Origin of the sequence: Haloferax gibbonsii, from assembly GCF_001190965.1 — an archaeon.
Lineage (GTDB): Archaea > Halobacteriota > Halobacteria > Halobacteriales > Haloferacaceae > Haloferax > Haloferax gibbonsii.
Map to the genome: position 1 here is coordinate 1,830,843 of NZ_CP011947.1, position 21,328 is coordinate 1,852,170.

Sequence of the window (21,328 nt, forward strand, 5' to 3'; positions counted from 1 at the left end):
CAGAGCACGGTGGGGGACGGTAACACAACCCGTGTACGCGGCTCGTCGTGATAAGCGCTCCTTCGGCCGCGAGCGGTCCTGTCAGGCGCGCTGCCACTCCGCCACGTCGAGGACCATGATGTACGCGTCCTCGCCGTCGCCGTAGTAGCCTGGCACCCGGCGGGCGGGCTCGAAGCCGAGGCTCCGGTAGAGGCCGATGGCCGGCTCGTTCGAGACGCGGACTTCGAGCTTCACGACCGTCGCGCCCGCGATGGCCATCGCCGTCAGCGACTGGACGAGCAGCCGCCGGCCGAGGCCGTTCCCGCGGGCCTCCGGGCGGACCGCGAGGTCCTTCACGTGGCCGATGTCGTTGCCGTGGTTCGGCATCACGTCGGCGACGACGTAGCCGAGCACCTCGTCTCCGCGGGCGGCGACGAGGAACGCCGGCTCGTCGACGAACATCTCGAACGCGGAGTACGGCCACGGCTCGGAGAAACACGTCCGCTCGATGCGGAGCACGTCGAGGAGGTCCGCCCGGTCGACCCGCCTGACGACCAAGTCGCCGGCGAGCGCGTCGTCGAACGCCGTCACGCCCGGCGCTACGTGGTTGGCACGCAAAAGCCCGACGGCACGGGTGCGGACGGTCGGCACGGGTCCGGACGGTCGTCGGACGGACGCGGAACCGACGTCGAGACAGACGCGCACGGGAGCGGGCGGTGCACTACTCCGGCCGCGCGGTGGCCGCCGCTCGCCGGGCGAAAAAGTGAGAAGGTGTGTTGGTCGCGTTCAGTCGTCCGCGGGGGCAGCGCCGCCCTCGGCCTGCTGCTTCGTGAGGGGGAGCTTGCCGCCGGCGGTGAGGATACGACGCTCACGCTCGGAGGCGTGCAGGTTCGCCGTCGCTTCCCAGTCGTCGTTCACGCGGATGGTGAACTCTTCCTGGCCGGATTCGACGGCTTCGGCAACGTCGTCGACGATTTCGACGTCGTCGCCCTGTTCGATCTTCGCGTAGGTCTCCTCGTCGATGGCGAGGGGGACGATACCGAAGTTGAACAGGTTCGCCTTGTGGATGCGGGCGAACGACTGCGCGAGGACGGCCTCGATGCCGAGGTACATCGGACACATCGCGGCGTGTTCGCGGGAGGAACCCTGACCGTAGTTCTCGCCCGCGACGAGGACGCCGGTGCCGGCATCCTTGGCGCGCTGGGCGAACGTCTCGTCGACGCGCGAGAGCGTGAAGTCCGAGAGGCGCTCGATGTTCGAGCGGAACTTGAGGATGTCGGACGTCGCCGGGATGATGTGGTCGGTCGTGATGTTGTCCTCCATCTTCAGGAGGGTCTCACCCGAGATGTTGGAGCCGAGGGGGTCCTGCAGGGGAACCTCGCCGATGTTCGGGCCCTTGATGAGCTCGTCGTCGATGGCGTCTTCGGCGTAGATGAGGTCCGTCTTCGAGCCGTCGTACTTGTCGGGGAGCTCGATGCCGGGGGCGTCGAGACCGAGTTCGTCGGCGAGGTCGCGCGGGTCGACGATTTCGCCCTTGAGCGCCGCGGCGGCGGCGACCTGCGGCGAACAGAGGTAGACGTTGTCGTCTTCGATGCCCGAGCGGCCCTCGAAGTTGCGGTTGAAGGTGCGCAGCGAGACGGAGTCGGAGGCGGGGACGTGGCCGATACCGATACACGGTCCACAGGTCGCCTCGGAGACGTTGACGCCGGCCGCCATCATCTCTGCCGTCCAGCCCTGACGGGCGAGCATCTCGCCGGCCTGCTTCGAACCGGGCGCGACGATCATCTCGAGGTGCTTTGCGACTTCCTGGTCCTTGACCATCTTCGCGGCCGGGAGGACGTCCTCGTAGCCGCCGTTGGTACAGGAACCGACGAGGACCTGCTCGACCTTCTCGCCGGCGACTTCGCGGACCGGAACCACGTTGTCGGGCATCGACGGGCAGGCGATGAGCGGTTCGAGGTCGCCGAGGTCGATGACGATTTCGTCGGCGTATTCGGCGTCGTCGTCGGCCGTCAGCTCGACGTACTCGTCGCCGCGACCCTGGCGCTCGAGGTAGTCCTTGGTCTTCTCGTCGGTCTCGAAGAGCGACGAGGTGGCACCGAGTTCGGTTCCCATGTTGGTGATGGTGGTTCGCTCGGGCACGGTGAGCGATTCAGCACCGGGGCCGGTGTACTCGAACACCTTGCCGACGCCGCCCTTGACGGTCTCGCGGCGGAGCATCTCGAGGATGACGTCCTTCGCGGAGGACCACTCGGGGAGTTCGCCTTCGAGGCGGACGTTCACGACTTCCGGCATCTCGACGTAGTACGCGCCGCCGCCCATGGCGACAGCGATGTCGAGGCCGCCGGCACCGATGGCGAGCTGGCCGAGGCCGCCGGGCGTCGGCGTGTGGGAGTCCGAGCCGAGGAGCGTCTTGCCGGGCGCGGCGAAGTTCTCCTTGTGGACGTTGTGGCAGATACCGTTACCGGGGCGGGAGAAGTGGGCACCATATGTCCCGGCCGCGGAACGGAGGAAGCGGTGGTCGTCCGTGTTCTTGAAGTCGAACTGGTAGGTCTGGTGGTCGCAGTACTGGGCGGCGAGTTCGGTCTGGGCCTCGTCGAGGTCGAGCGCCTCGAACTGGAGCCACACCATCGTCCCAGTCGTGTCCTGCATCAGGACTTGGTCGATTTCGATTCCGATCTCCTCTCCGGGGGTGAGGTCACCCTCGACGAGGTGGTCCGAGAGAATCTTTTCCGTGAGCGTCTGTCCCATAACACCCGAACGTCGATGGTCCTCGGATATAAATCCCGCGTACTTCCCTATCTTCGAACGTGAACGATAGCGCCGTCTCGGGGTTTCTAGCGTCTAAGGGCCATTAAACTCCTTGTTGGTTCTCCCATGTGACTTGTCACCGCGGGGGTCGTCACCGCCCCAGATGGAGGGCGATTCGGGCTCTCATACCCCCCCGAAACCGGGGTGTTTGGACCCCGTCACGACCTCGGAATCGACACCGTCCTCGGGCCGCCGACCGACCGAGGTTCGGCACAGTTTTGCGCCCCCTGAACGGGGTTCGGATATGCACCGCGCTGGCTCGTTCGTCGCACAGCACATCTCGCCGGTCACGGCCGAACAAGTCCAACCGAACGGCGTCGACCTGACGCTCGAAGCGGTCCTCGAACAGGTCGAACCGGGCCGCCTCGGCCGCGAAGGGAAGACCATCGGCGAGCGTCGGCCCCTCGAGTTCGCCGACCCGGACGCCGAGACGTACCGACTCGACCCCGGCGGCTACGTCCTCCAGTACGCCGAGACGGTCCACATCCCGGAAGACCACGTCGGCTTCATCTACCCGCGGTCGTCGCTCATGCGGAACTCCTGTATGCTGAACACGGCCGTCTGGGACGCCGGCTACGAGGGGAAAGGCGAGGGGCTCTTGCAGGTCCACCACCCGGTCGAACTCGAACGCGGCGCGCGCGTGGCTCAAATCGTCCTCGCGGACGCGAACCACGACGGGACCTACGACGGTAGCTATCAGGGCGAGCGGACCCGCTGACGGCTTCCGGTCGATGGCGCTCCGGAGGCATCGCTCGGCGGATCGTACCGGATGAATACCGACATCCCGATTTACGGGACGTTCTCGGCGATTACGAATTCGTTTCAAGTCGATGGGCGTCGTATTTGTCCTCGCGGAGGACATGTCGGGCCGAAACGAGGGGCGACCTGTACACACCGAACCTCCGCAACTTCCTCCTTTCACACCTTCTTCAGTGCGCGTGTTCCTGTTGGGCCCGTTTCGCTTCGCGCGAGTCGCAGACACCGCCCGCGGGCCTTCGATTCGCCCGGAAAGCGAGCGGCCACGGGGGCGCTGTCACCTAAAACCGCTTCGAGCGGCGCACTCGTGTTCTCTGACCCAAAGGCACATTTACGCGCATGCCTAAGTGTGGCCAATCACTGATGTCACGGAGTCCATCTCTCCCGGAACGTCCTCATCTCGATCTGGACCCCGAGATGTCGGATGCAGAGCGCCTCTCTGCACTCCGCCAGCACTTCGAACGCATGGTCGACGTCAACCGCGAACTCGACCAGCGGCTCCAGAACGCCGACGACCGTCACGCCGAACTGGTCGACGAGGTCGACCAGATGAAGGCGCGAAACGAGGCCCTGAAGACGGCCTCGTACTACATCGCCACGGTCGAAGAACTGACCGACGACGGCGTCATCATCAAGCAGCACGGCAACAACCAGGAGGTCCTGACCGAGTTCGCACCGAGCCTGAACATCGACGACATCGAACCCGGCGACCGCGTCGCCATCAACGATTCGTTCGCCGTCCAGACCGTCCTCGACGACGAGACGGACGCGCGGGCGCAGGCGATGGAGGTCGTCGAGTCGCCGACGGTCACCTACGACGACATCGGCGGCATCGACGAGCAGGTCCGCGAGGTCCGCGAGGCGGTCGAACAGCCCCTCGAGAACCCCGAGATGTTCGAGGAAGTCGGCATCGACCCGCCCGCGGGCGTGCTCCTGTACGGCCCGCCGGGAACGGGGAAGACGATGCTCGCGAAGGCCGTCGCCAACGAGACCAACGCCTCGTTCATCAAGATGGCCGGCTCCGAACTCGTCCAGAAGTTCATCGGCGAGGGCGCGCGGCTCGTCCGCGACCTGTTCAAGCTCGCCGCCGAGCGCGAACCGGTGGTCATCTTCATCGACGAAATCGACGCCGTCGCCTCGAAGCGCACGGACTCGAAGACCTCCGGCGACGCCGAGGTTCAGCGCACGATGATGCAACTGCTCTCGGAGATGGACGGCTTCGACGACCGCGGCGACATCCGCATCATCGCGGCGACTAACCGCTTCGACATGCTCGACGAGGCCATTCTCCGGCCGGGCCGGTTCGACCGCCTCATCGAGGTGCCCAAGCCCGCCGTCGAGGGCCGCCGCCGCATCCTCGACATCCACACCCGCGACATGAACGTCGCCGACGACGTGGACCTCGACGCGCTCGCCGAGGAACTCGACGACTACTCCGGCGCGGACATCGCGTCGCTCACGACCGAGGCCGGGATGTTCGCCATCCGCGACGGCCGGACCGAGGTGACGGGCGCGGACTTCGACGCCGCCCACGAGAAGCTCTCGAACGTCGAGGAGTCCGGCACCGGCCCCATCTCGGGCTTCACGGACTACCAGTACTGAACCCGGCCGGGAACCGGCGTCGCGGCGGTCGTCGACGCCCCCGCCTCGCCCCGGCTTTCGAGCGCCACTATTCGTAACCCCCTTTTCCGCCGCCGCGAGAGTTCGGACATGAACACGATTCGCGTCGTCCGCGGGGTCGGCACCGCCCCCACCGAGATGGCGTCGTACGACGCCGCCCTCGCCGCCGCCAACGTCCACAACTACAACCTCGTCGCCGTCTCCTCGGTCGTCCCCGCCGACGCGACCGTCGAGGCGGTCGACGTGGCCCCCGACCTCGGCCCGGCGGGCAACCGACTGACCGTGGTGCAGGCCCGCGAGACCACCTCGACGCCCGGCGAGACGGTCGTCGCCGGCCTCGGCTGGGCGACCGGCTCCGGACCCGGCCTGTTCTACGAGGCGTCCGGCACCGACGAAGCGAGCGTTCGCGCGGCCGTCCTCGACGGGCTCGAAGCGGGCCGGAACCTCCGCGAGTGGTCGTTCGACGACGAGGAAGTCGCGCTCACGACCGGGACCCACGAGGGCGACGGCTACACCACCGCCGTCACGGTCGCGGCCTACGGGCAGAGCGAATCCATCTTCTGACGGTCCCCGCGCTGACCGACGGACTCATCAGCTTTTGTGAGAACCCTTCCGGCATGAGTGGTGACGCGCCGTTCGACCTGTCTCCCGGGCGAGTGGCGCTTATCTACGCCGCCTTCGGCTTCCTCTGGGTCGCGACGAGCGACAGTCTCGTAGAGGGACTCCCGAACCACGAACTCATCCAGACGGCGAAGGGATGGCTGTTCGTCGGCCTCTCGGCGCTGTTGGTGTACGCCCTCGTCAACCGGAGTCAGTCCAAACTGAACCGGACCTCCGAGCAACTGGAGTCGACGCTCGCACACACGAGCGTCCTCCATCGAATCCTCAGACACGACATCAGAAACGCCTGCACCGCCATCCTCGGCTACGCCGAACTCGTCGAGTCGAAAGGCGACGCGGGTTCGAACATCGACCCGGTCGAGGCGATTCAGGTGCGCGCGAACCGGCTGGTCGAAGTGAGCGACGAGGTCGCGCTCCTCCGCACCGTCGAACTCGCGGAGGGGAACGAGGTCGACGTCGACCTCTCCTGTGCGGTCGCGGACGCCGTCGAGGACCTCGAAATGGAGTATCCGGAGGTGCAGGTCTCGGTCGCCTCGCCGGAGTCGCTCGTCGTGCGGGCGCATCCGGCGCTCCCGCGGAGTCTCGCGGAGTTACTCGACAACGCCGTCGTCCACGCCGACTGCGACGAACCGGAGGTGCACGTCGGCGTCTGGCAACTCGGCGAAGTCGCCGGGGTGACCGTCACCGACAACGGCCCCGGTATCCCCGATGCCGAGCGCGACGCCCTCCTTTCCGGCTCGGAGACGCCGCTTTCGCACACGAGCGGGGTCGGCCTCTGGCTGGTTCGCGCCATCGTCGACGCGTCCGGCGGCTCCCTCGACATCTCGAAGCCGAAGGCCCACGGGACCGTAGTCACCGTGTCGCTCCCGCGGACGGGGTCGTGACCGCGCCGCGACCGAGCCGCGACGGTCTCGTCCGCGCCGCGACGGTCTCGCCCGCGTCGCAACCGCGTCGTCACCCGGTTTCGATTCGCTCGCCACATCACCGCCGACGACGGCTTTTTACACGTCCTTCCCGTATCGCAGACGACTGATGAACGGGAACAACCCATATGCGGGCGCTCCCGGCGTGGCTGGGGCCGGCCAGCCGTCGGCCAACCGAGAACTGACCGTCGAGCAGATGGACGCACTCCGGCGGGCCGTCGCCGGCATCGTCTCGCGCACCGAGTCGTACCTCCCCGAGGGGTTCGCCGTCGGCTCGGAGCTCTCGACGGGGTCGAACGGACCGCTGGCGACCGTGGCCGTCCACCCGCCCGTCGGCCACCCCGTCAGCGCCGGCTTCTCGCCGGACGCCGACGAACTCGACGCCGGACTCACCGACGAGGACCGAAACGAGGTCGCCCGCGGACTCGCCGCGACCGCGGCGTTCCAGGTGATGAGCGCCGTCGGCGACGACCTCACGCCCGCCGCGCGGTAACCCCGAACGACCCCCGCCGCCGTCGGGGTCCGAGTGGCGACTGACGCGCGGTCGCCGACCGATTCACTCCGCGACTCCTTTCACGGCCTGTCGCTTCGCTTCCGAGCGCTCTCGTCCTCTCAGAACGAGAACAATACACTTCACGGAGGCGGTCGAAAGGGAGGTATGGCTTCGCTCCTCGGATACGCGGACGAGATCGGCCCGACGACGCTCATCATCGTCGGATTCCTCCTGTTTGTCTTCCCGGAACCGGCGACCTCCGCGCTCGGCGCGGGGCTGATGCTGTTCGGCGCGGCGTACTGGTTCTGGGAGTGGAACCGCCCCTGAGTGCAAAACGAGTGCGTGAACTCGCTCAGACGCTCCCGCGACGACGGTTTCGCCCGGTGTCGTCGCGAGCGCGAGACGTAACGCCGCCGAGCGGGACGTCGGTCTCGGCGGACGCATCCGACCCGCGTGTCGGCCCGACGGCCGACCGCGGCGTCGCAACGAACAACCCGTAAGCGAGCACGGCCGCCGAGACGAGGCCGCTCGCCCCCACGACGAGCGAGAGGGGGAGCGGCGAGAGCGTGCCGGCCGCCGTCCCGACGACTATTGGGAGCGGCAGTGTCGCGAGGATGGCGTCGTACCGCGTCGCTTCCGAGACGATGCTGTCGCTATGGGGAGTTCGTGTGCGCATGATACCACTCGGAGACGAGTACGAACGTGTGAATAATAGCTATTTCGCCGGACGGGTCGGTCCCGGTGGTCGAATGGAACGGCCGTCCGGACCGCGTCGGGCGGGCGTCGCGGGCGCGGTGAATCCGCGAGAAACCGGGCGCGGTGAGTCGCCTACTTCCCCCAGAAGGGGTCGCGGCGGCGGTGCTTTTCGAGGTAGCCGGACAGCGCCTCCAGTTCGTCGGTGGGGATGTCGTCGCGGAGCTCCTGTTCGAGAATCTTCGCGTGCTTCTCGGGGAGTTCGATCCAGAGTTCGTCGCCCTCGTCTATCTGCCGGCCGACCGTCGGGCCGTCGATGGCGACGCTGACGCGCGAGCCGGCGCGGGCGCTCGACGCGTCCTCGCCGTTCTCTTGGATGCCCGAGAGCTGCCCGACGCGAGTGGGCTCGCCGTCTTCCCACTTCACGACGTTCATGTTGTTCTTGATGGTCCCGGACATGATTTCGACGCCGACGACGGCGGGGTTGTTCTGCCGGAAGACGTGGTCCTGGAGGATGCGGAAGCGACACGGCCGGACGATTTTGTCGAGAATCGTCTCCTGCTGGGCGCGTTTCATCTCGTCGACGTACTCCTCGTACTCCTCGACGAGCTGATAGATGACGTCGTCTTCGAACAGCTTCACGTCGTTCTTGTCGAGTTCGGCCTCGGCGTTCGAGAGCACGTCCACGTTGAAGCCGAGGATGACCTTGTGCTCGGGTTCGCGGGCGGTCGAGGCGACGGCAACGTCGCGCGGGGCGATGTCGCCGACCTCGGCGCGGAGGATGGGGACTTCGGCCTCCTGTAAGGCGTTCGCCATCGCTTCGAGGCTGCCGAGCGTGTCGGCCTTGACGACGACGCCCTCCTCTTCGGTCGTCACTTCGATGTCGGCGAGTTCGGCTTCGACCTCGCGGATGACCTCGTCGAGGTCGCGGTCGCCGACGACGCGGACCGGCGCGCCGGCCATCGCGTCTTCGAGGTCGGGGGCGGCGATTTTCACACCGGCCGCGGCACCGACCTCGTCGACCTTGTCGAACCGCTTTTCGGTGCGAATCTCGGCGTTCGGTCGGGGCTGGAGGAGCGCGCGGACCTCGGTGACGATGGGGTCGTTCGCGCCGCCGACGACGATGGTGTCGCCCGCGCGAATCGTCCCGTCGTAGAGGACCACGTCGAGGGTCGCGCCGAAGCCGCGTTCCTCCTTGACTTCGAGGACCGTCCCGGAACCGGGGCCGGCCACGTCGATGGCCATCTCGTCTTTCATGTAGCGCTGGGAGAGGCCCATGAGGACGCCCAGCAGGTCCGGAATGCCCTCGCCGGTGAGCGCGGAGACGGGGACGACGCCGATGTTGGACTGGAAGTTCTGGACGCGCCAGTAGAAGTCAGAGGAAAAGCCCCGGTCGGAGAGTTCGCCGATAATCTCGTACAGCTTCTCGTCGAGTTTCGAGCGGGCGCGCTGGGACTGTTCCTCGTAGGTCTTCTGGATGGGGGCCCCCTCTTGGGGGTTCCAGCCCGGCGTCGTGTCTATCTTGTTCGCGGCCACGATGAACGGCGTCCCCGTTCGTTTGAGGATGTCGATGGCCTCCTCGGTCTGCGGCTGGAAACTGTCGTTCACGTCGACCACGAGGATGGCGATGTCGGCGAGCGCCCCGCCGCGAGAGCGGAGGGTGCTGAAGGAGTGGTGGCCCGGCGTGTCGATGAACAACAGCCCCGGGAGGTCGAAGTCCTCGGGTTTGACCAGGCTGCCGGCCATCTGCGAGACGGTGTCTAAGGGGACCGCGGTCGCGCCGATGTGCTGGGTGATGGCACCGGCCTCACCCTCGCTGACGGCGGAGCCGCGAATCTTGTCGAGAAGACTCGTCTTCCCGTGGTCCACGTGGCCGAGGACGGCCACGATGGGTGTGCGAAGCGTATCGGATTGTGACGTCGAATCAGTGTCGGACATGGAGAATCGCCCCGGAGAAAGCTCTTACCGGAATCGAGTCGGTGACTCAAGTTAAGTCCATCGTCACGGGCGCACGACCCCGCGATTCGCCGTGTCGACTGTTCTCGCGGCCCACGCTCGGGTCCGGATTCGCTCGTCGGCCGCCCGTCAGACGTGCCCGTGTCGTTTATGTGAACCGGCGAGGAAGGGGTGTGTATGGCCGACATACTCGCCGAGAACCTCTCCGGAAAGGCCGTCATGGGGTCCGACGGGACGGAACTCGGGATGCTGTACAACATCACGATGGATCTGAAATCGGGCGAGCTTCACGACCTCCTCGTCCAGCCGAACGAGCAGGTCGCCCCGAGCCGCGTGGCGTTCGACCAGGACGACCGCGGTCGGTTCCGTGTCCCGGTGAACCGCGTGCAGGCGGTCAAGGATTACATCGTCGTCCAACGGTAGTTTCAGGATAGATTCTCAATGCGGATTCTCGACGCTTCTGCGTTCATCAACGAGTACCACACCGACGACGAGACGGCCTCGATTCCCCTCGTCAAGGAAGAACTCACCGGCGAGCACGCCTTCCGGTTCGACGCGCTCGAAGGCGCGGGCATGTACGTCCACATCCCCGGACAGGGAACCGTGGACAAGGTGCTCCGCGCCGCGGGCGAGACCGGCGACCGCGACGTGCTCTCGGAGACCGACACGCGCCTCATCGCCGCCGCGTTCGAACTCGACGCGACGCTCGTCACCGACGACTACGCGATGCAGAACGTCGCCGAGCGGCTCAACGTCGGCGTCGAAGTCATCGCCCAAGACGGCATCGCAGAACAGCGGAGCTGGAAGTTCCAGTGTCAGGGCTGCGGCCGCGAGTTCGACGAGAACAAAGAGCGCTGTCCCATCTGCGGGATGGAGCTGTCGCGGAAGAATCCGGCGTAAGCCGGTCGAACCGGCCGACTCGACTCGGCTGTCCGACGTTCTTTTTCAGACCATGCCGGTCGCCTGCGCGTAGCTCACGAGGAACTGGACCGCGTTGTACAGCCCGTGGACCAGCGCGGCGACGAGCAGGTTCCCGCTTTTCTCGTAGACGAGCGCGAGGACGCTCCCGAGGAGGAACACCATCCCCAGCGAGACGAAGGCCCCCTCGCCGGAAAACGACCAGACGTGAATCGACGCGAACACCAGACTCGACAGGACGACCGCGGGCGCGGGACCCCAGAGTCGGCGGAGTTCGCCGAAGGCGACGCCGCGGAAGATGAGTTCCTCCGCCGGGCCGACGAGGACGATGGTGACGACGGTGAGATACAGGAAGTACACCGGGTTCTCGCGGCCCTGCTGGGCGATGACGCTGTCGCCGCTCTGGATGCCGAGCGCTGACATCAGCGCCGACGCGCCGAGGTAGACGCCCATCACGGCGACGAACCCGCCGACGATCCACAGGGCGTCGCGCGCGGTCGGTCGCTCGAACCGAATCAGGTCCCAGTCGTCGCGGGCGGCGAGGTAGCCCGCGCCGACGACGCCGAAGCCGACGAACTGCCCGGCGCTCTGTATCGCGCCGATGAGTGCGGTGTCACCCGGAACCACGCCGCGAGCGAGGCCGCCGGCGAGCGAGCCGAACGTCGCGCCGACGAGGAGCGAGAGGGCGACGACGATGATGATGCCACCGTACGCTTGGAGGTGGTCTGCGGGGCTCGCAGACGTGCGGGCGGTGTCGTGTGCCATTGCCCTCCCCTTCGGAACGGGGTCGGATAACCGATTCGGGTCGATTCTCGTGATTCCGTGGAGTCTCGTGACTCTGCGCCGTTTGCGTCGTTTCGAGAGGAGAACCGGACTTCGGGACCCCCCTCGAAAGCTCCCGCCCATGGACTGTTCGGTGGTCGTTCGGTGGTCGTCGCTGGGTGGTCGTTCAGTGGTCGCCGCAAAAGTTAGTTCTCGGCCGTGGTCGCCGCGAGACTCTCGCTCCGACTACTCCACGACCAGCCGCGACTTCTCTTCGACCGCGTCGGCCTCCGCGAAGTCGCCGCCGCCGAGCAGGCCGCGGGCGGCGCGCTTGCCCCACTCGACCGCCGGCTGGATGAACGTGTCAACGCTGGCGAGCTCGCCGTAGAGGACGCAGGCGGCCTCCATCGCGTAGAGGAGTTCGCCCAGCCCGTACTCGTCGACGCGGTCGAGTTCGATGCGGACGTTCGGACAGCCGGCCGCGGCGAGGCTCGCCTCGGTCGCCTCGAACTCGGCGTCGAGCAGTTCGCCGAGCGACGAGCCGCCGAGGTACGCGAGGCCGTCGAGGTCGGTCTCGGGGATGGAAACGTCCTCGCGCTCCGTGGCGCGGACGAGCGTCACGAGCTTGTCGCGCGGGCCGGCGCGGTACAGTTGGAGCTGGGAGTGCTGGTCGGTCGCGCCGAGCGCTCGCAGGGGCGTCTGGCCGAGGCCGTCCTTTCCGAGCGACTCGGCCCACAGCTGGGCGAACCACTCGGAGAACGTTTCGAGCGACTCGGCGTAGGGCATCATCGCGTTCTGCCGCAGGCCGCGCTCGGCGAGGGCGTAGGAGACCGCGCCGTAGGCGTAGGCGGGCGAGTCGAAAAGCGAGTCCGACAGGCGCGCTTCCTGTGCGGCCGCGCCCTCCAGCACCGCCTCGATGTCGTGGCCGCAGAGGGCCGCGGCGGCGAGGCCGACCGTCGAGAGCACCGAAAAGCGGCCGGGGACGCCGTCCGGGACGGGGAGCGACGGGAGGTCGTGCTGGTCGGCGAGGTCGCGGAGATTGCCCTCCTCGCCGGTCGTGACGAAGGTACGGTCGGCCCAGTCGACGCCCGCGTCGGCCATCGCCTCCTGCACGACGAGGAAGTTCGCCAGCGTCTCGGCGGTCGTGCCGGACCGCGAGACGACGTTGACGACCGTCGACGAGAGGTCCAGCGAGTCGAGGAGGCGCTCGACGGCCTCGGGGTCGACGTTGTCGAGGTAGTAGGCGTCGACGTCGCTTTCGAGGGCGTCGGTGAGGGTGGCCGCGCCGAGGGCGCTCCCGCCGATGCCGACGGTGACGACCGCGGAGGGGTCGTCGAACCGGCTCACGGCGTCCCGAATCGCCGCGGGGTCGGTGCTGTTCGGGAGGTTCAGCGATTCGTAGCCGTGCTCGCCGGCCTCTCGGCCCCGTTCGATGCGGTCGTGGGCGGCCGCGACGCGGCCGTCGAGTCGTTCGAGCGTCTCGCGCGAGACGCCGTGGGACGACGCCGTGTCGAGGACGTTCCCGAGGTCTACCTGCATACAGAATGCCGCGTCGCCCGGCGTCAAAACGACACCGGTCGCTTTAATCGCGGCCGCTCCCAAGGGCGACCGATGGCAGACGACTACGGCGGCGTCATCGGCGCGTTCCCGTACGCCTTCCGGCACAGCGAGTCGTGGCTGTTCAAGTGCTACGTGCTCGTCGGTGCCCTCGCGACGGGTGTCGTCTCGCTGTTCGTCGCCTTCGGACTCGTGGTTCTCATCGGCGCGACCGCCGGCGTCCCCGGCGGCTCGCTCACCCTCTCGCGGTCGTTCTACGTCCTCGTGGGGCTGTTCGTTGTCGCGCCGCTGGTCGCTCCCGTACTGTTCGTCGCCCGACGACACCGCCGCACCGGCTCGGAGCCGCGGTACGACCTGAGCCTCGCGCTCGCTGGCTTCGTGTTCATGGCGTCGGTGTACGTCGGGCTCGTCGCGTCGGTGCCGGCGGAGCTTCAGACGCCCGCAGAGCCGTTCACGGTGGGTTCCGTGACCGTCTCCGCACTCGTTCCCGTCGTCCAGCTCCTCTACGACCTGCCCGCAATCTACGGGCTCGTCCCGCCGGTCGCGTGCGCGGTGGGAATCTACGGGATTCACCGACTGCTTCGGTAACCGCCGCGGACTCGTTTTTTTCCGACTCGGCCTCACCCGACTCGCGCCGCTAACTCGTCGCGGTAGCGGTAGACGACCGCCGAGGCCACGACGCCGACGCCGACGAGGAGCGCAACCGTCTCGTAGTTCGCCGCCCCCGCGTTCCGCCCGGCGGCCGCCGCGAGCGCGAACGTCGGCAGGCGACCGACGGCGACGAGGACGACGAGCGTCCGCAGTCGAAGCGGCGAGAGCCCGGCGAGCGCACAGAGCGCGTCGTCCGGGAACACCGGCAGGAGAAACAGGACGAACAGGCCGGCGACGCCCCGGCGGTCGGCGACGCCGTCGAACCGCGCGAGCGCGTCGTCGGCGACGAGGCGCTCGACCGCGGGTCGGCCGAAACGCCGGGCGAGCAGGAAGACGATTGCGCTCCCGGCGACGACGCCGACCATGCTGTAGGCCGTCCCGGCGACCGTCCCGAACAGGTAACCGCCGACGGCGGCGAGGGCTTGCCCGGGAATCGGCGCGAGAATCACCTGCAGGGTCTGGACGCCGACGAACGCCAGCGGCGCGAACGGGCCGGTCGATTCGACCGCCGAGCGAATCCACGCCGGGTCGGCGAGCCGTGGGGCGAACGCGGCGACGGCGACCGCGAGGACCGCGGCGGCGACCGCGACGACGCCGACTCTGAGGAGCGCCGCGTTCCGCGCCGCGGGCGAGTCGAACAGCCGGCCCGTCACAGGAACGAGGCGGTCTTGAGCCGGGCGTTCAGCGCGTACTTCCGCAGGTACTGGCGGGCGGTCGTTCGCGTCCCCCGCGCGACGGTCCGCCCGGCGCGAACCCCGTCCAAGATGGCGTCGGTCGTGACGCCGCCGTCCGCCGCGACCGAGACGGCCGTGTACGCCTGTCCGACCAGCGCGGGTCGGTGCGCGTCGCTTCCACCCGTCCCCGGAAGGCCCTCGCGGCGGGCGTAGCGCCGCGCCTGCCCGTTTCTGAACCCGGTGAGCGTGTGCGCGTTGTACACCTCGACGGCGTCCACGTCCCGAATCGCCCGACGGGACGCGCCGTGGCGGAACGTCTGAAAGGGGTGCGGTACGACCGCGAGGCCGCCCGACTCGCGGACCGCCCGCGCCGTCTCGGAGAGCGGTCGTCCCCTCGCCGGCGGGTCGTCGACGCCGAGCGCGAGGAGGTGACCGTCGGCCGTCGAGACCTCGACGCCGGGGACGACCCGGACGCCGTACTCGTGGGCGATGTCGAACGCCCGCGGGAGCGACCCGACCGAGTCGTGGTCGGTGATGGCGACCGCGTCCAGGCCGACCGCCGCGGCGCGGGCCAACACCGCCTCGACCGACATCTCGCAGTCGTAGGAGGCGTCGGTGTGGACGTGGAGGTCGACCGCGAGCGTCCGCGCCTCCCGCGAGCCCTGCGTCCGACCGCTCATATCACGCCGAATTCGAGCGCGAGACAGCCGACGACCGTCAGGACGCCGGCGGCGCCGACGAGGAGGTGCCCCGCGTCGGTCTTGTACGCCTTGTAGTCGGAGGTCATGAGCGGGCAGACCGCCACGATGGTCGCGCCCGCGACCCAGCCGTTCCACGGCGGGACGAACTGGAGGAGGAAGTAGTTCGCCAGCACGACGAGGTGCGTGTGGACGACGGTCGTCCCGCGGTAGTACGAGGTCCCCGAGTCGTCGCCGAAGCCCTCGCTGTTGTGGCGGATGAGTCGCAGGCCGCCGAAGGTGAGGACGACGAACCCGACGACGGCGCTCACGACCGGGTTGGGCGCGAGCGCGACGTGGTACAGGAGCGCCGCCGACACGAGGTACGCGAAGATGTCGATGAAGGAGTCTATCTGTCGGCCGAACGCCGAGGCGGTCCCGGTCTTGCGGGCGTAGTAGCCGTCGGCCTTGTCGAAGGCGAAGCCGACGAGGACGGCCACGATGGCCCAGTTCGGCTCGCCCGACACGAACAGTATCGCGCCGACCCACGCCCAGAAGAGCGCGCCCAGACTCAACCAGTCCGCGACCCCGAGCCGCGAAATCATGTTCTCCCCCGTCGATGAGCGCACGACCTCGCTCGCCCGCGCGTCGACCGCGTCCAGCCTCCCGCGAAGTGCTGACCTGAGTTCGTCCGTCATGCCTGTCTGTCCGACACACTCGGCCGATTGAGTATAAATTTAACCGCTATAGTATATATAAATCAAATATCTATATATCAACGTTCCCGAACGGAGCGCTCGGGACGTAACTGAGCACTCTGTACCGCTATGAACGCGGTTTGACGCGCCGGCGACGCCACGGCCCGACCCGGTAGTACGCCCGGGTTCGGGCGACTCGGAAGCCGACGCTCTCGAAGGTCCACTGCGAGGGTCTGTTGTCGCGGGCGACGAGCGCGTGCACCGTTTCGGCCCCCCGCTCGCCGGCGACCGCGACGGCCCGCGAGACGAGCGCGGTGGCGATGCCGCGATTCCGCGCTTCGGGCGCGACGAACACCCGGCGGACGTAGCCGCCGGGGAAGGTCACGTCGGCCTCCAGCGGGTGGACGCGGTACGTCAGGCCGGGGTCGCCGAGAAAGAGGTAGCCGACGAGCACAGGTTCCTCGTCTGCCCCACCATCGAACGCGCACACCGCCGTCTCGTCGTCTCGGAGTTCGGAGAACGCGTCGTAGCGGGCCTCGAACCGCGTCGCCTCCGCGGGTTCGAGCGCGCGAATCTCGACGCCCGCCGGGGGGTCGCGGCCGACGTCCGCTGCGTCGGCGTCCGCGACGTACTCGTCCATCTGCGTCGCCGTGAGTCCGCGGGCCTTGAGCGCGTCGTAGACGCGTCGGGCCGTCTCGGTCCGGGTCAACCGCCAGAGCGCGGGCATCGTCAGTCGCGTCGAAGCGCCGCGAGAAAAGCCCACCGTCGCCGTGGGTACAGGTGGCACACGCGGTCGAAAGCGCCCGAAACGGGGAAAAGGCCCGGCGGCTTACACCGGGTGATGACCGAGACCGAGTCCGAGACCGAATCCGAGTCCGAGCGAACGGGAACGTTTCTCGTCACCGCCGCCGACGAGGAGTCGGCCGTCCTGAAGGACGTTCACTCCGGGCAGGTTCACGCGCTCTCGTCGAACCCCGGCGTCTCCGAGGACGAAGCCGTCCGCGGGACCGTCGCGCCCGACCCGCCGATGAACGTCTCGTGGCAACTCGTCGAGGTCGACTCGCGCTGGACCGTCTCCGTCGAGCGCTCCACCGAGTCGCCGACGACGAACTCCCGCGACATCGCCGCGGACAACCCCGACGGCGAACTCGTCCGGGAGGAACGCGCCGGCACCGGCGAGATTCACGTCCTCTCGGTTCCCGACGACATGACCGAACAGGCCGTCGACGATGTCCTCTCGGACCGCGAGGGGCTGCTCTCGCGGGCCGCCAGACTCGACGTGAACCGCGTCGAAGTCCGCTCGCAGCCGGGCGTCGTCGCGGTCCGCTACATGCCCTGAGTCGGGTCTTTTCCGCCCTCCGCTCGCTCGTCTACTTCGCTCCCGCTTCGCCTCTCGCTACCGCTGTGTTCCGGTCGAGGAGACGGGACCGTCCGCGCTCTGGACGCACCACCCGCCGTGGACGCTCCCCTCGCGCTCGACGAACTCGACGGTCGTCTCCTCGCCGATTCCGGTCGCGTCCGCGGGGTCGAGCCCCTCCACGCGGAGCGTCAGCGTCAACGCGTCGCCGCAACAGCCCACGTCGAGGAACTCCTCCCACTCGTCGCCCGGCGCGGCGTCCTCGTGGACCCGCTGCAGGTAGGTCACGAAGTGGTCGGTGGTCAGCTGGTCGCGGCCCCACGCGCTGAGTTCGTCGGGAAAGGAGACGACCACGCGGGTCGCCGTCTGGTCGGTCGCCATACCTCACGATTGTCGGCCAACGATTATGGGCCTGTCGCGGGTTCGCCGCGCGCCCGTCAGACCGTTTTACGGCCGAGGCCGTCCGCGGATAAGAAACCTTATTCGGCACCGCTCAGGACCGCAACCCATGGTTGAGTTTACGGTACCGGAGGTAGACTACACCCGGTACACGAATCGCCAACTCGTGGCCGTCCCCCTCGCGGTCCTCGCGGTGGCCCTCTTGGTCATCGGAGGGTGGTACGTCGCGACTGGCGCGCCGGTGAACCCGGGCGTCGATTTCACCGGCGGGACCGAACTCCGTATCGCAACGGATGCCCCGCAAAGCGAGGTCGCCGCGGCCTTCGACAGTCAGCCCGAATCGATTCGTTCCGTCGCGGCCGACGGAACGTACGTCGTGACCTTCCAGTCCGGGAGCGCGACGTCGAGCGAGCTCCAGACGCAGGCCGAAGACGCCGGCTTCGAAGTCCGGTCTATCGACGCGGTGTCTGCTAACTTCGGCTCCGAGACGCAACTGCTCGCCCTCGGTGGCCTCGCGGTCGCCTTCGCGGGCATGAGCATCCTCGTGTTCGCCATGTTCCGCTCGTTCGTCCCCTCCATCGCGGTCGTCGTCTCGGCGTTCTCCGACATCGTCATCCCGGTGGCGCTGATGAACCTCCTCGGCATCGAGCTATCGCTGGGGACCGTCGCCGCCCTCCTGATGCTCATCGGGTACTCGGTGGACTCGGACATCCTCCTGAACAACCACGTCCTCCGACGGTCCGGTGACTTCTACGAGTCCACCGCGCGCGCCATGCGCACCGGTGTCACCATGACGCTCACGTCCATCGCGGCGATGATCGTCATGACCATCACGGCGACGCTGTTCGGCATTCAGCTGCTCGCCGCCATCGGAACGGTCCTCGTCTTCGGCCTCACCGCCGACCTGATGAACACCTACATGCTGAACGTGACCCTCCTTCGCTGGTACAAGTTCGAGGGGGTGGCCCGATGAGCACGCTCCGCGACAACTGGCGGGTCATCTTCCTCGTCGTCGCCGTCCTGCTCTCGACGCTCGCCCTCTTCTCGCCGACCATCGGGGGGCAGACCCAGGGCCCCGTCGCCGATGACGGCGGCGCGACGAACCTCAAGTTCGGCCTCCAACTCGACGGCGGGACGCGCATCCGCGCGCCGCTCGTCGGCGTCACGGCCGAGGACGTCGAGTTCGAGGGCGATTCCGATCGCGTCGTCGAGCGACAGGTCGCCGCTCAGTTGGACGGCGCCGACGCCGCGGACGTCATCGCCCGTGTGGGCGCGGAGTCCAACACGGTCGAAGTGACCATCGAGAACGCCACGACCGACGACTTGGCCGCCGCGCTCGACGCCGCGGGCTACGCCCACGGCGAGGTCAGAGACGGCGTCACCGAGACGACCCGCGCCGAGACGGTCCGCGTCCTCCAGTCGAAGATCAACGAGGCCGGCCTCTCCGGCGGGACGGTCCAACAGGTGACCACGGCGACGGGCGAACACTTCATCCTCGTCGAGGTCCCCAACCGCGACCAGTCGGACGTCGTCGACCTCGTCGGCGAGCGCGGGACGGTCCAAATCGACATCTATCACCCGGTCTCACAGAACGGCACGCGGACCTACGAGACGCGCGAGGCCGTCCTGACGCAGGCCGACTTCACCTCCATCGGGACCGCACAGGAGTCCCAGGTCGGGAGCGGGGCGTTCGTCCCCGTCTCCGTCCGGGACGAACCCGCACAGGAGTTCCAGTCGGCGGTCGTCGAGACCGGCCTCGCCCAGAACGGCGGGACCCGGTGTACCTACATGGAAGACGGCGGACAGAACACGACCGAGGGCTGTCTCCTGCTCGTCGTCAACGGGGAGGTCGTCAACGCCTTCGGCATGAGCGACGGACTCGCCGACACCATGCGGGCCGGCGAGTGGGCCGGCGCACCGAGCTTCCAGCTCCAGACGCGCAACACGTCCGAGGCCCAGGAAATCGCCATCAACCTCCGCGCCGGCGCGCTGCCGGCCAAGCTCGACCTCTCGGGCGAGGACAGCGGCACCTCGTCGTACATCTCCCCGAGCCAGGGTGAGAGCTTCAAGTTCAACTCGCTCATCACGGGTATCATCGCGGTCCTCGCGGTCGCCGGCGTCGTCTTCGTCCGCTACGGCAAACCGCAGGTCGCCCTGCCGATGATCGTCACCGGCCTCTCCGAGGTGTACATCCTCCTCGGGTTCGCCGCGGCCATCGGCTACCCGCTCGACCTCTCTGTCATCGCCGGCTTCATCGCCGTCATCGGGACGGGTGTGGACGACCTCATCATCATCGCCGACGAGGTGATGGCTGAGGGCACGGTGAAGTCGCGGAAGGTCTTCCAGTCGCGGTTCCGTCGGGCCTTCTGGGTCATCGGCGCGGCCGCCGCGACGACCATCATCGCCATGAGCCCGCTCGCCGTGCTCTCGCTCGGCGACCTGCAGGGCTTCGCCATCTTCACCATCCTCGGCGTCATCATCGGCGTCCTCGTCACCCGCCCGGCGTACGGTGACATCCTCCGAATCCTCCTGACCGAGGACCGCTGAGGTCGGCTCCACCTCCGACCGACGCTTTCTCTCACTCGTCCGTCACGCGCCCAGCCCCGCGAGCCGACGACCCCGCCCGCAGACCACCGTGGCGATTCTCGCAGTTGATACCTCTCCGACCGCTCAATCGTTCCCCATGTCAGAATCGGAAGACGGCGACGGTTTCGGTCGTCCTCATCGGGACGTATTCGCCGACAGAATCATATAGACTGTCTATAAAATACTGACCGAACCGGCAACCGACCAACCGCCGCCCGTCGGTACTCACGGTGCACGCACTCCACTCATGGAAGACACGCCACTTCGACGCGACGACACGGACGCGACGACGACCCGGCCGGACGCTCCGCGACGCTCCGCCCCCGCGGACGACGAGGAGTTCGTCGCCATCGTCGCCTCGTACGAGGACGCACCAGACGAGTGCACCATCTTCCCCGCAGGACTCGCAGAAGACGAGTTGCTGACGACGTGGCTCTCCGCGCAGGAAGGCTCGTACGTCGCGCTCGCCGAGATGCGGTGAGCCGTCTCCGCGACTCGCCCTCGAACCACCGACCCTCCACTTTTTCGACCGCCGCTCCCGAGCCGACTCAGAAATCGCCCAGCGACGACTGTTCGTGTGCGGCCATGAGGTCGGCGCAGGTCGACCACGACTTCCGCGCGCAGTCCGGGAGAATCCCGTGTTCGCGGACGTACTCCCGCAGGAACTCGCGGGTCGTCCCGTCGCTCGGGTAGCCGCTTCCGACCTCGCCGTACGACGCGGCAATCTCTTCGACCCGGCGGTCGCGTTCGACCTTCGCCACGATGCTCGCCGCGCCGACGATGGCGTGTTCGTCGTCCGCGCGGTGCTGGGCGTGGACCTCGACTTCGACGCCCGCCTCGGCCAACCCCTCGCGGATGCGGCGGCCGAATCTGGACTCGCTCACGTCGCCCGCGTCGCAGACGAGTTCGTCGGCGTCGACGGCGACCTCGGCGGCGGCCTCGACCTGCGCTCGGACGGTCAGCAGGTTCATGTCCGTCTCGGGGTCGTCGATGGTCTCGGGTTCGACGAACGCGACCCCGACTTCCACGTCGCCTCGGTCACGGAGTTTCGCGGCGAGTTCCTCGCGGCGCTCGGGAGCGAGTCGCTTCGAGTCGGCGATTCCGTCCGGGAGGGCGTCGGGGTCCCCTCGGACCGCCGCGGCGACCATCGGACCCAACACGGGTCCCTTTCCGGCTTCGTCGACGCCGATGTGCATA

At 67.9% G+C, this 21,328-nt stretch carries 25 protein-coding genes; 13 read left to right on the plus strand and 12 right to left on the minus strand.

The window, feature by feature from the left end:
* Positions 1 to 81: 81 nt before the first annotated feature.
* Together rimI and ABY42_RS09515 are read right to left on the minus strand one after the other, a co-directional pair.
* On the minus strand, positions 82 to 570 hold the full coding sequence (gene rimI, locus ABY42_RS09510; protein WP_004976308.1) for a ribosomal protein S18-alanine N-acetyltransferase: 489 nt from the start codon (positions 568 to 570) through the stop codon (positions 82 to 84).
* Between the two features lie 195 nt (positions 571 to 765).
* Positions 766 to 2,730, minus strand: a complete 1,965-nt coding sequence (locus ABY42_RS09515) for an aconitate hydratase (RefSeq protein ID WP_004976307.1) — start codon at positions 2,728 to 2,730, stop codon at positions 766 to 768.
* Positions 2,731 to 3,034: 304 nt separating this feature from the next.
* On the opposite strand from ABY42_RS09515, the gene ABY42_RS09520 reads away from it, so the two are divergent.
* From ABY42_RS09520 to ABY42_RS19820, 6 genes are all read left to right on the plus strand, one after another.
* Complete coding sequence (locus tag ABY42_RS09520) at positions 3,035 to 3,508, plus strand: deoxyuridine 5'-triphosphate nucleotidohydrolase (protein ID WP_004976305.1); 474 nt, start codon at positions 3,035 to 3,037, stop codon at positions 3,506 to 3,508.
* A gap of 401 nt (positions 3,509 to 3,909) precedes the next feature.
* Positions 3,910 to 5,148, plus strand: a complete 1,239-nt coding sequence (pan2, locus tag ABY42_RS09525) for a proteasome-activating nucleotidase Pan2 (protein ID WP_050459305.1) — start codon at positions 3,910 to 3,912, stop codon at positions 5,146 to 5,148.
* 108 nt (positions 5,149 to 5,256) lie between these two features.
* Positions 5,257 to 5,730, plus strand: a complete 474-nt coding sequence (locus tag ABY42_RS09530) for a pyruvoyl-dependent arginine decarboxylase (RefSeq protein ID WP_004976302.1) — start codon at positions 5,257 to 5,259, stop codon at positions 5,728 to 5,730.
* Positions 5,731 to 5,822: 92 nt separating this feature from the next.
* On the plus strand, positions 5,823 to 6,671 hold the full coding sequence (locus ABY42_RS09535) for a sensor histidine kinase (RefSeq protein WP_082220686.1): 849 nt from the start codon (positions 5,823 to 5,825) through the stop codon (positions 6,669 to 6,671).
* A 148-nt stretch (positions 6,672 to 6,819) separates the two neighbouring features.
* Positions 6,820 to 7,203, plus strand: coding sequence for a DUF5811 family protein (locus ABY42_RS09540; protein ID WP_004976300.1), 384 nt, complete (start codon positions 6,820 to 6,822; stop codon positions 7,201 to 7,203).
* Between the two features lie 165 nt (positions 7,204 to 7,368).
* Positions 7,369 to 7,530, plus strand: a complete 162-nt coding sequence (locus tag ABY42_RS19820) for a hypothetical protein (RefSeq protein WP_004976299.1) — start codon at positions 7,369 to 7,371, stop codon at positions 7,528 to 7,530.
* Positions 7,531 to 7,555: 25 nt separating this feature from the next.
* Here ABY42_RS19820 and ABY42_RS09545 read toward each other — a convergent pair whose 3' ends face one another.
* Positions 7,556 to 7,879: a hypothetical protein gene (locus ABY42_RS09545; protein WP_004976298.1), complete on the minus strand. Its 324-nt coding sequence runs from the start codon at positions 7,877 to 7,879 to the stop codon at positions 7,556 to 7,558.
* A 152-nt stretch (positions 7,880 to 8,031) separates the two neighbouring features.
* The gene (gene infB / locus ABY42_RS09550) at positions 8,032 to 9,834 is read right to left on the minus strand and encodes a translation initiation factor IF-2 (protein ID WP_050459307.1); all 1,803 of its coding nucleotides are present in this window, start codon (positions 9,832 to 9,834) and stop codon (positions 8,032 to 8,034) included.
* Between the two features lie 195 nt (positions 9,835 to 10,029).
* Between infB and ABY42_RS09555 the strand changes: the two genes are divergently transcribed.
* Together ABY42_RS09555 and ABY42_RS09560 are read left to right on the plus strand one after the other, a co-directional pair.
* Complete coding sequence (locus ABY42_RS09555; protein WP_004976296.1) at positions 10,030 to 10,275, plus strand: PRC-barrel domain-containing protein; 246 nt, start codon at positions 10,030 to 10,032, stop codon at positions 10,273 to 10,275.
* A gap of 18 nt (positions 10,276 to 10,293) precedes the next feature.
* On the plus strand, positions 10,294 to 10,752 hold the full coding sequence (locus ABY42_RS09560; protein ID WP_004976295.1) for an NOB1 family endonuclease: 459 nt from the start codon (positions 10,294 to 10,296) through the stop codon (positions 10,750 to 10,752).
* Positions 10,753 to 10,797: 45 nt separating this feature from the next.
* On the opposite strand, the gene ABY42_RS09565 is transcribed toward ABY42_RS09560, so the two are convergent.
* Both ABY42_RS09565 and ABY42_RS09570 read right to left on the minus strand, forming a co-directional pair.
* Complete coding sequence (locus ABY42_RS09565) at positions 10,798 to 11,535, minus strand: CPBP family intramembrane glutamic endopeptidase (protein WP_004976294.1); 738 nt, start codon at positions 11,533 to 11,535, stop codon at positions 10,798 to 10,800.
* A 243-nt stretch (positions 11,536 to 11,778) separates the two neighbouring features.
* Positions 11,779 to 13,071, minus strand: a complete 1,293-nt coding sequence (locus ABY42_RS09570; RefSeq protein ID WP_004976293.1) for a hypothetical protein — start codon at positions 13,069 to 13,071, stop codon at positions 11,779 to 11,781.
* Between the two features lie 72 nt (positions 13,072 to 13,143).
* Between ABY42_RS09570 and ABY42_RS09575 the strand changes: the two genes are divergently transcribed.
* Positions 13,144 to 13,677 carry a hypothetical protein gene (locus tag ABY42_RS09575; RefSeq protein ID WP_050459308.1) on the plus strand — a complete coding sequence of 178 codons (534 nt, stop codon included), beginning with the start codon at positions 13,144 to 13,146 and terminating at the stop codon, positions 13,675 to 13,677.
* A gap of 32 nt (positions 13,678 to 13,709) precedes the next feature.
* On the opposite strand, the gene ABY42_RS09580 is transcribed toward ABY42_RS09575, so the two are convergent.
* The 4 genes from ABY42_RS09580 to ABY42_RS09595 form a co-directional block, all read right to left on the minus strand.
* Entirely contained in the window at positions 13,710 to 14,393 is a 684-nt protein-coding gene (locus ABY42_RS09580) for a TVP38/TMEM64 family protein (RefSeq protein WP_004976291.1), read from the minus strand.
* A complete protein-coding gene (locus tag ABY42_RS09585; RefSeq protein WP_004976290.1) occupies positions 14,390 to 15,094 on the minus strand; it encodes a CehA/McbA family metallohydrolase in 705 nt (234 codons plus the stop codon). The genes ABY42_RS09580 and ABY42_RS09585 overlap by 4 nt, the downstream gene beginning before the upstream one ends.
* A complete protein-coding gene (locus ABY42_RS09590) occupies positions 15,091 to 15,789 on the minus strand; it encodes a CDP-alcohol phosphatidyltransferase family protein (protein WP_004976289.1) in 699 nt (232 codons plus the stop codon). Before ABY42_RS09590 ends, ABY42_RS09585 begins: the two co-directional genes overlap by 4 nt.
* Before the next feature lie 127 nt (positions 15,790 to 15,916).
* Positions 15,917 to 16,516 carry a GNAT family N-acetyltransferase gene (locus tag ABY42_RS09595; protein ID WP_050459309.1) on the minus strand — a complete coding sequence of 200 codons (600 nt, stop codon included), beginning with the start codon at positions 16,514 to 16,516 and terminating at the stop codon, positions 15,917 to 15,919.
* 114 nt (positions 16,517 to 16,630) lie between these two features.
* Between ABY42_RS09595 and ABY42_RS09600 the strand changes: the two genes are divergently transcribed.
* Complete coding sequence (locus ABY42_RS09600) at positions 16,631 to 17,128, plus strand: DUF5812 family protein (RefSeq protein ID WP_004976287.1); 498 nt, start codon at positions 16,631 to 16,633, stop codon at positions 17,126 to 17,128.
* A 57-nt stretch (positions 17,129 to 17,185) separates the two neighbouring features.
* On the opposite strand, the gene ABY42_RS09605 is transcribed toward ABY42_RS09600, so the two are convergent.
* On the minus strand, positions 17,186 to 17,527 hold the full coding sequence (locus ABY42_RS09605) for a hypothetical protein (protein WP_004976286.1): 342 nt from the start codon (positions 17,525 to 17,527) through the stop codon (positions 17,186 to 17,188).
* Positions 17,528 to 17,654: 127 nt separating this feature from the next.
* Between ABY42_RS09605 and secF the strand changes: the two genes are divergently transcribed.
* From secF to ABY42_RS09620, 3 genes are all read left to right on the plus strand, one after another.
* Complete coding sequence (gene secF, locus ABY42_RS09610) at positions 17,655 to 18,518, plus strand: protein translocase subunit SecF (RefSeq protein ID WP_042663512.1); 864 nt, start codon at positions 17,655 to 17,657, stop codon at positions 18,516 to 18,518.
* The gene (secD, locus tag ABY42_RS09615) at positions 18,515 to 20,092 is read left to right on the plus strand and encodes a preprotein translocase subunit SecD (protein WP_004976284.1); all 1,578 of its coding nucleotides are present in this window, start codon (positions 18,515 to 18,517) and stop codon (positions 20,090 to 20,092) included. The genes secF and secD overlap by 4 nt, the downstream gene beginning before the upstream one ends.
* Before the next feature lie 286 nt (positions 20,093 to 20,378).
* Positions 20,379 to 20,612, plus strand: coding sequence for a DUF7511 domain-containing protein (locus tag ABY42_RS09620; protein WP_050459310.1), 234 nt, complete (start codon positions 20,379 to 20,381; stop codon positions 20,610 to 20,612).
* Between the two features lie 67 nt (positions 20,613 to 20,679).
* Here the strand turns inward: ABY42_RS09620 and rnhB are convergent, their stop codons facing one another.
* Complete coding sequence (gene rnhB, locus ABY42_RS09625; RefSeq protein ID WP_050459311.1) at positions 20,680 to 21,327, minus strand: ribonuclease HII; 648 nt, start codon at positions 21,325 to 21,327, stop codon at positions 20,680 to 20,682.
* Position 21,328: the final 1 nt, after the last annotated feature.

Excerpts from the sequence above, each read along its gene's own strand:
- ABY42_RS09520 (WP_004976305.1), top strand. The coding sequence starts at position 3,035 with ATGCACCGCGCTGGCTCGTTCGTCGCACAGCACATCTCGCCGGTCACG.
- secF (WP_042663512.1), top strand. The coding sequence starts at position 17,655 with ATGGTTGAGTTTACGGTACCGGAGGTAGACTACACCCGGTACACGAAT.
- ABY42_RS09575 (WP_050459308.1), top strand. The coding sequence starts at position 13,144 with ATGGCAGACGACTACGGCGGCGTCATCGGCGCGTTCCCGTACGCCTTC.
- ABY42_RS09585 (WP_004976290.1), bottom strand. The coding sequence starts at position 15,094 with ATGAGCGGTCGGACGCAGGGCTCGCGGGAGGCGCGGACGCTCGCGGTC.
- ABY42_RS09590 (WP_004976289.1), bottom strand. The coding sequence starts at position 15,789 with ATGACGGACGAACTCAGGTCAGCACTTCGCGGGAGGCTGGACGCGGTC.
- infB (WP_050459307.1), bottom strand. The coding sequence starts at position 9,834 with ATGTCCGACACTGATTCGACGTCACAATCCGATACGCTTCGCACACCC.
- ABY42_RS09565 (WP_004976294.1), bottom strand. The coding sequence starts at position 11,535 with ATGGCACACGACACCGCCCGCACGTCTGCGAGCCCCGCAGACCACCTC.
- ABY42_RS09605 (WP_004976286.1), bottom strand. The coding sequence starts at position 17,527 with ATGGCGACCGACCAGACGGCGACCCGCGTGGTCGTCTCCTTTCCCGAC.
- ABY42_RS09540 (WP_004976300.1), top strand. The coding sequence starts at position 6,820 with ATGAACGGGAACAACCCATATGCGGGCGCTCCCGGCGTGGCTGGGGCC.
- ABY42_RS19820 (WP_004976299.1), top strand. The coding sequence starts at position 7,369 with ATGGCTTCGCTCCTCGGATACGCGGACGAGATCGGCCCGACGACGCTC.
- ABY42_RS09515 (WP_004976307.1), bottom strand. The coding sequence starts at position 2,730 with ATGGGACAGACGCTCACGGAAAAGATTCTCTCGGACCACCTCGTCGAG.
- ABY42_RS09570 (WP_004976293.1), bottom strand. The coding sequence starts at position 13,071 with ATGCAGGTAGACCTCGGGAACGTCCTCGACACGGCGTCGTCCCACGGC.
- pan2 (WP_050459305.1), top strand. The coding sequence starts at position 3,910 with ATGTCACGGAGTCCATCTCTCCCGGAACGTCCTCATCTCGATCTGGAC.
- rnhB (WP_050459311.1), bottom strand. The coding sequence starts at position 21,327 with ATGCACATCGGCGTCGACGAAGCCGGAAAGGGACCCGTGTTGGGTCCG.
- ABY42_RS09555 (WP_004976296.1), top strand. The coding sequence starts at position 10,030 with ATGGCCGACATACTCGCCGAGAACCTCTCCGGAAAGGCCGTCATGGGG.
- ABY42_RS09530 (WP_004976302.1), top strand. The coding sequence starts at position 5,257 with ATGAACACGATTCGCGTCGTCCGCGGGGTCGGCACCGCCCCCACCGAG.
- secD (WP_004976284.1), top strand. The coding sequence starts at position 18,515 with ATGAGCACGCTCCGCGACAACTGGCGGGTCATCTTCCTCGTCGTCGCC.
- ABY42_RS09595 (WP_050459309.1), bottom strand. The coding sequence starts at position 16,516 with ATGCCCGCGCTCTGGCGGTTGACCCGGACCGAGACGGCCCGACGCGTC.
- ABY42_RS09545 (WP_004976298.1), bottom strand. The coding sequence starts at position 7,879 with ATGCGCACACGAACTCCCCATAGCGACAGCATCGTCTCGGAAGCGACG.
- ABY42_RS09560 (WP_004976295.1), top strand. The coding sequence starts at position 10,294 with ATGCGGATTCTCGACGCTTCTGCGTTCATCAACGAGTACCACACCGAC.
- ABY42_RS09600 (WP_004976287.1), top strand. The coding sequence starts at position 16,631 with ATGACCGAGACCGAGTCCGAGACCGAATCCGAGTCCGAGCGAACGGGA.
- ABY42_RS09620 (WP_050459310.1), top strand. The coding sequence starts at position 20,379 with ATGGAAGACACGCCACTTCGACGCGACGACACGGACGCGACGACGACC.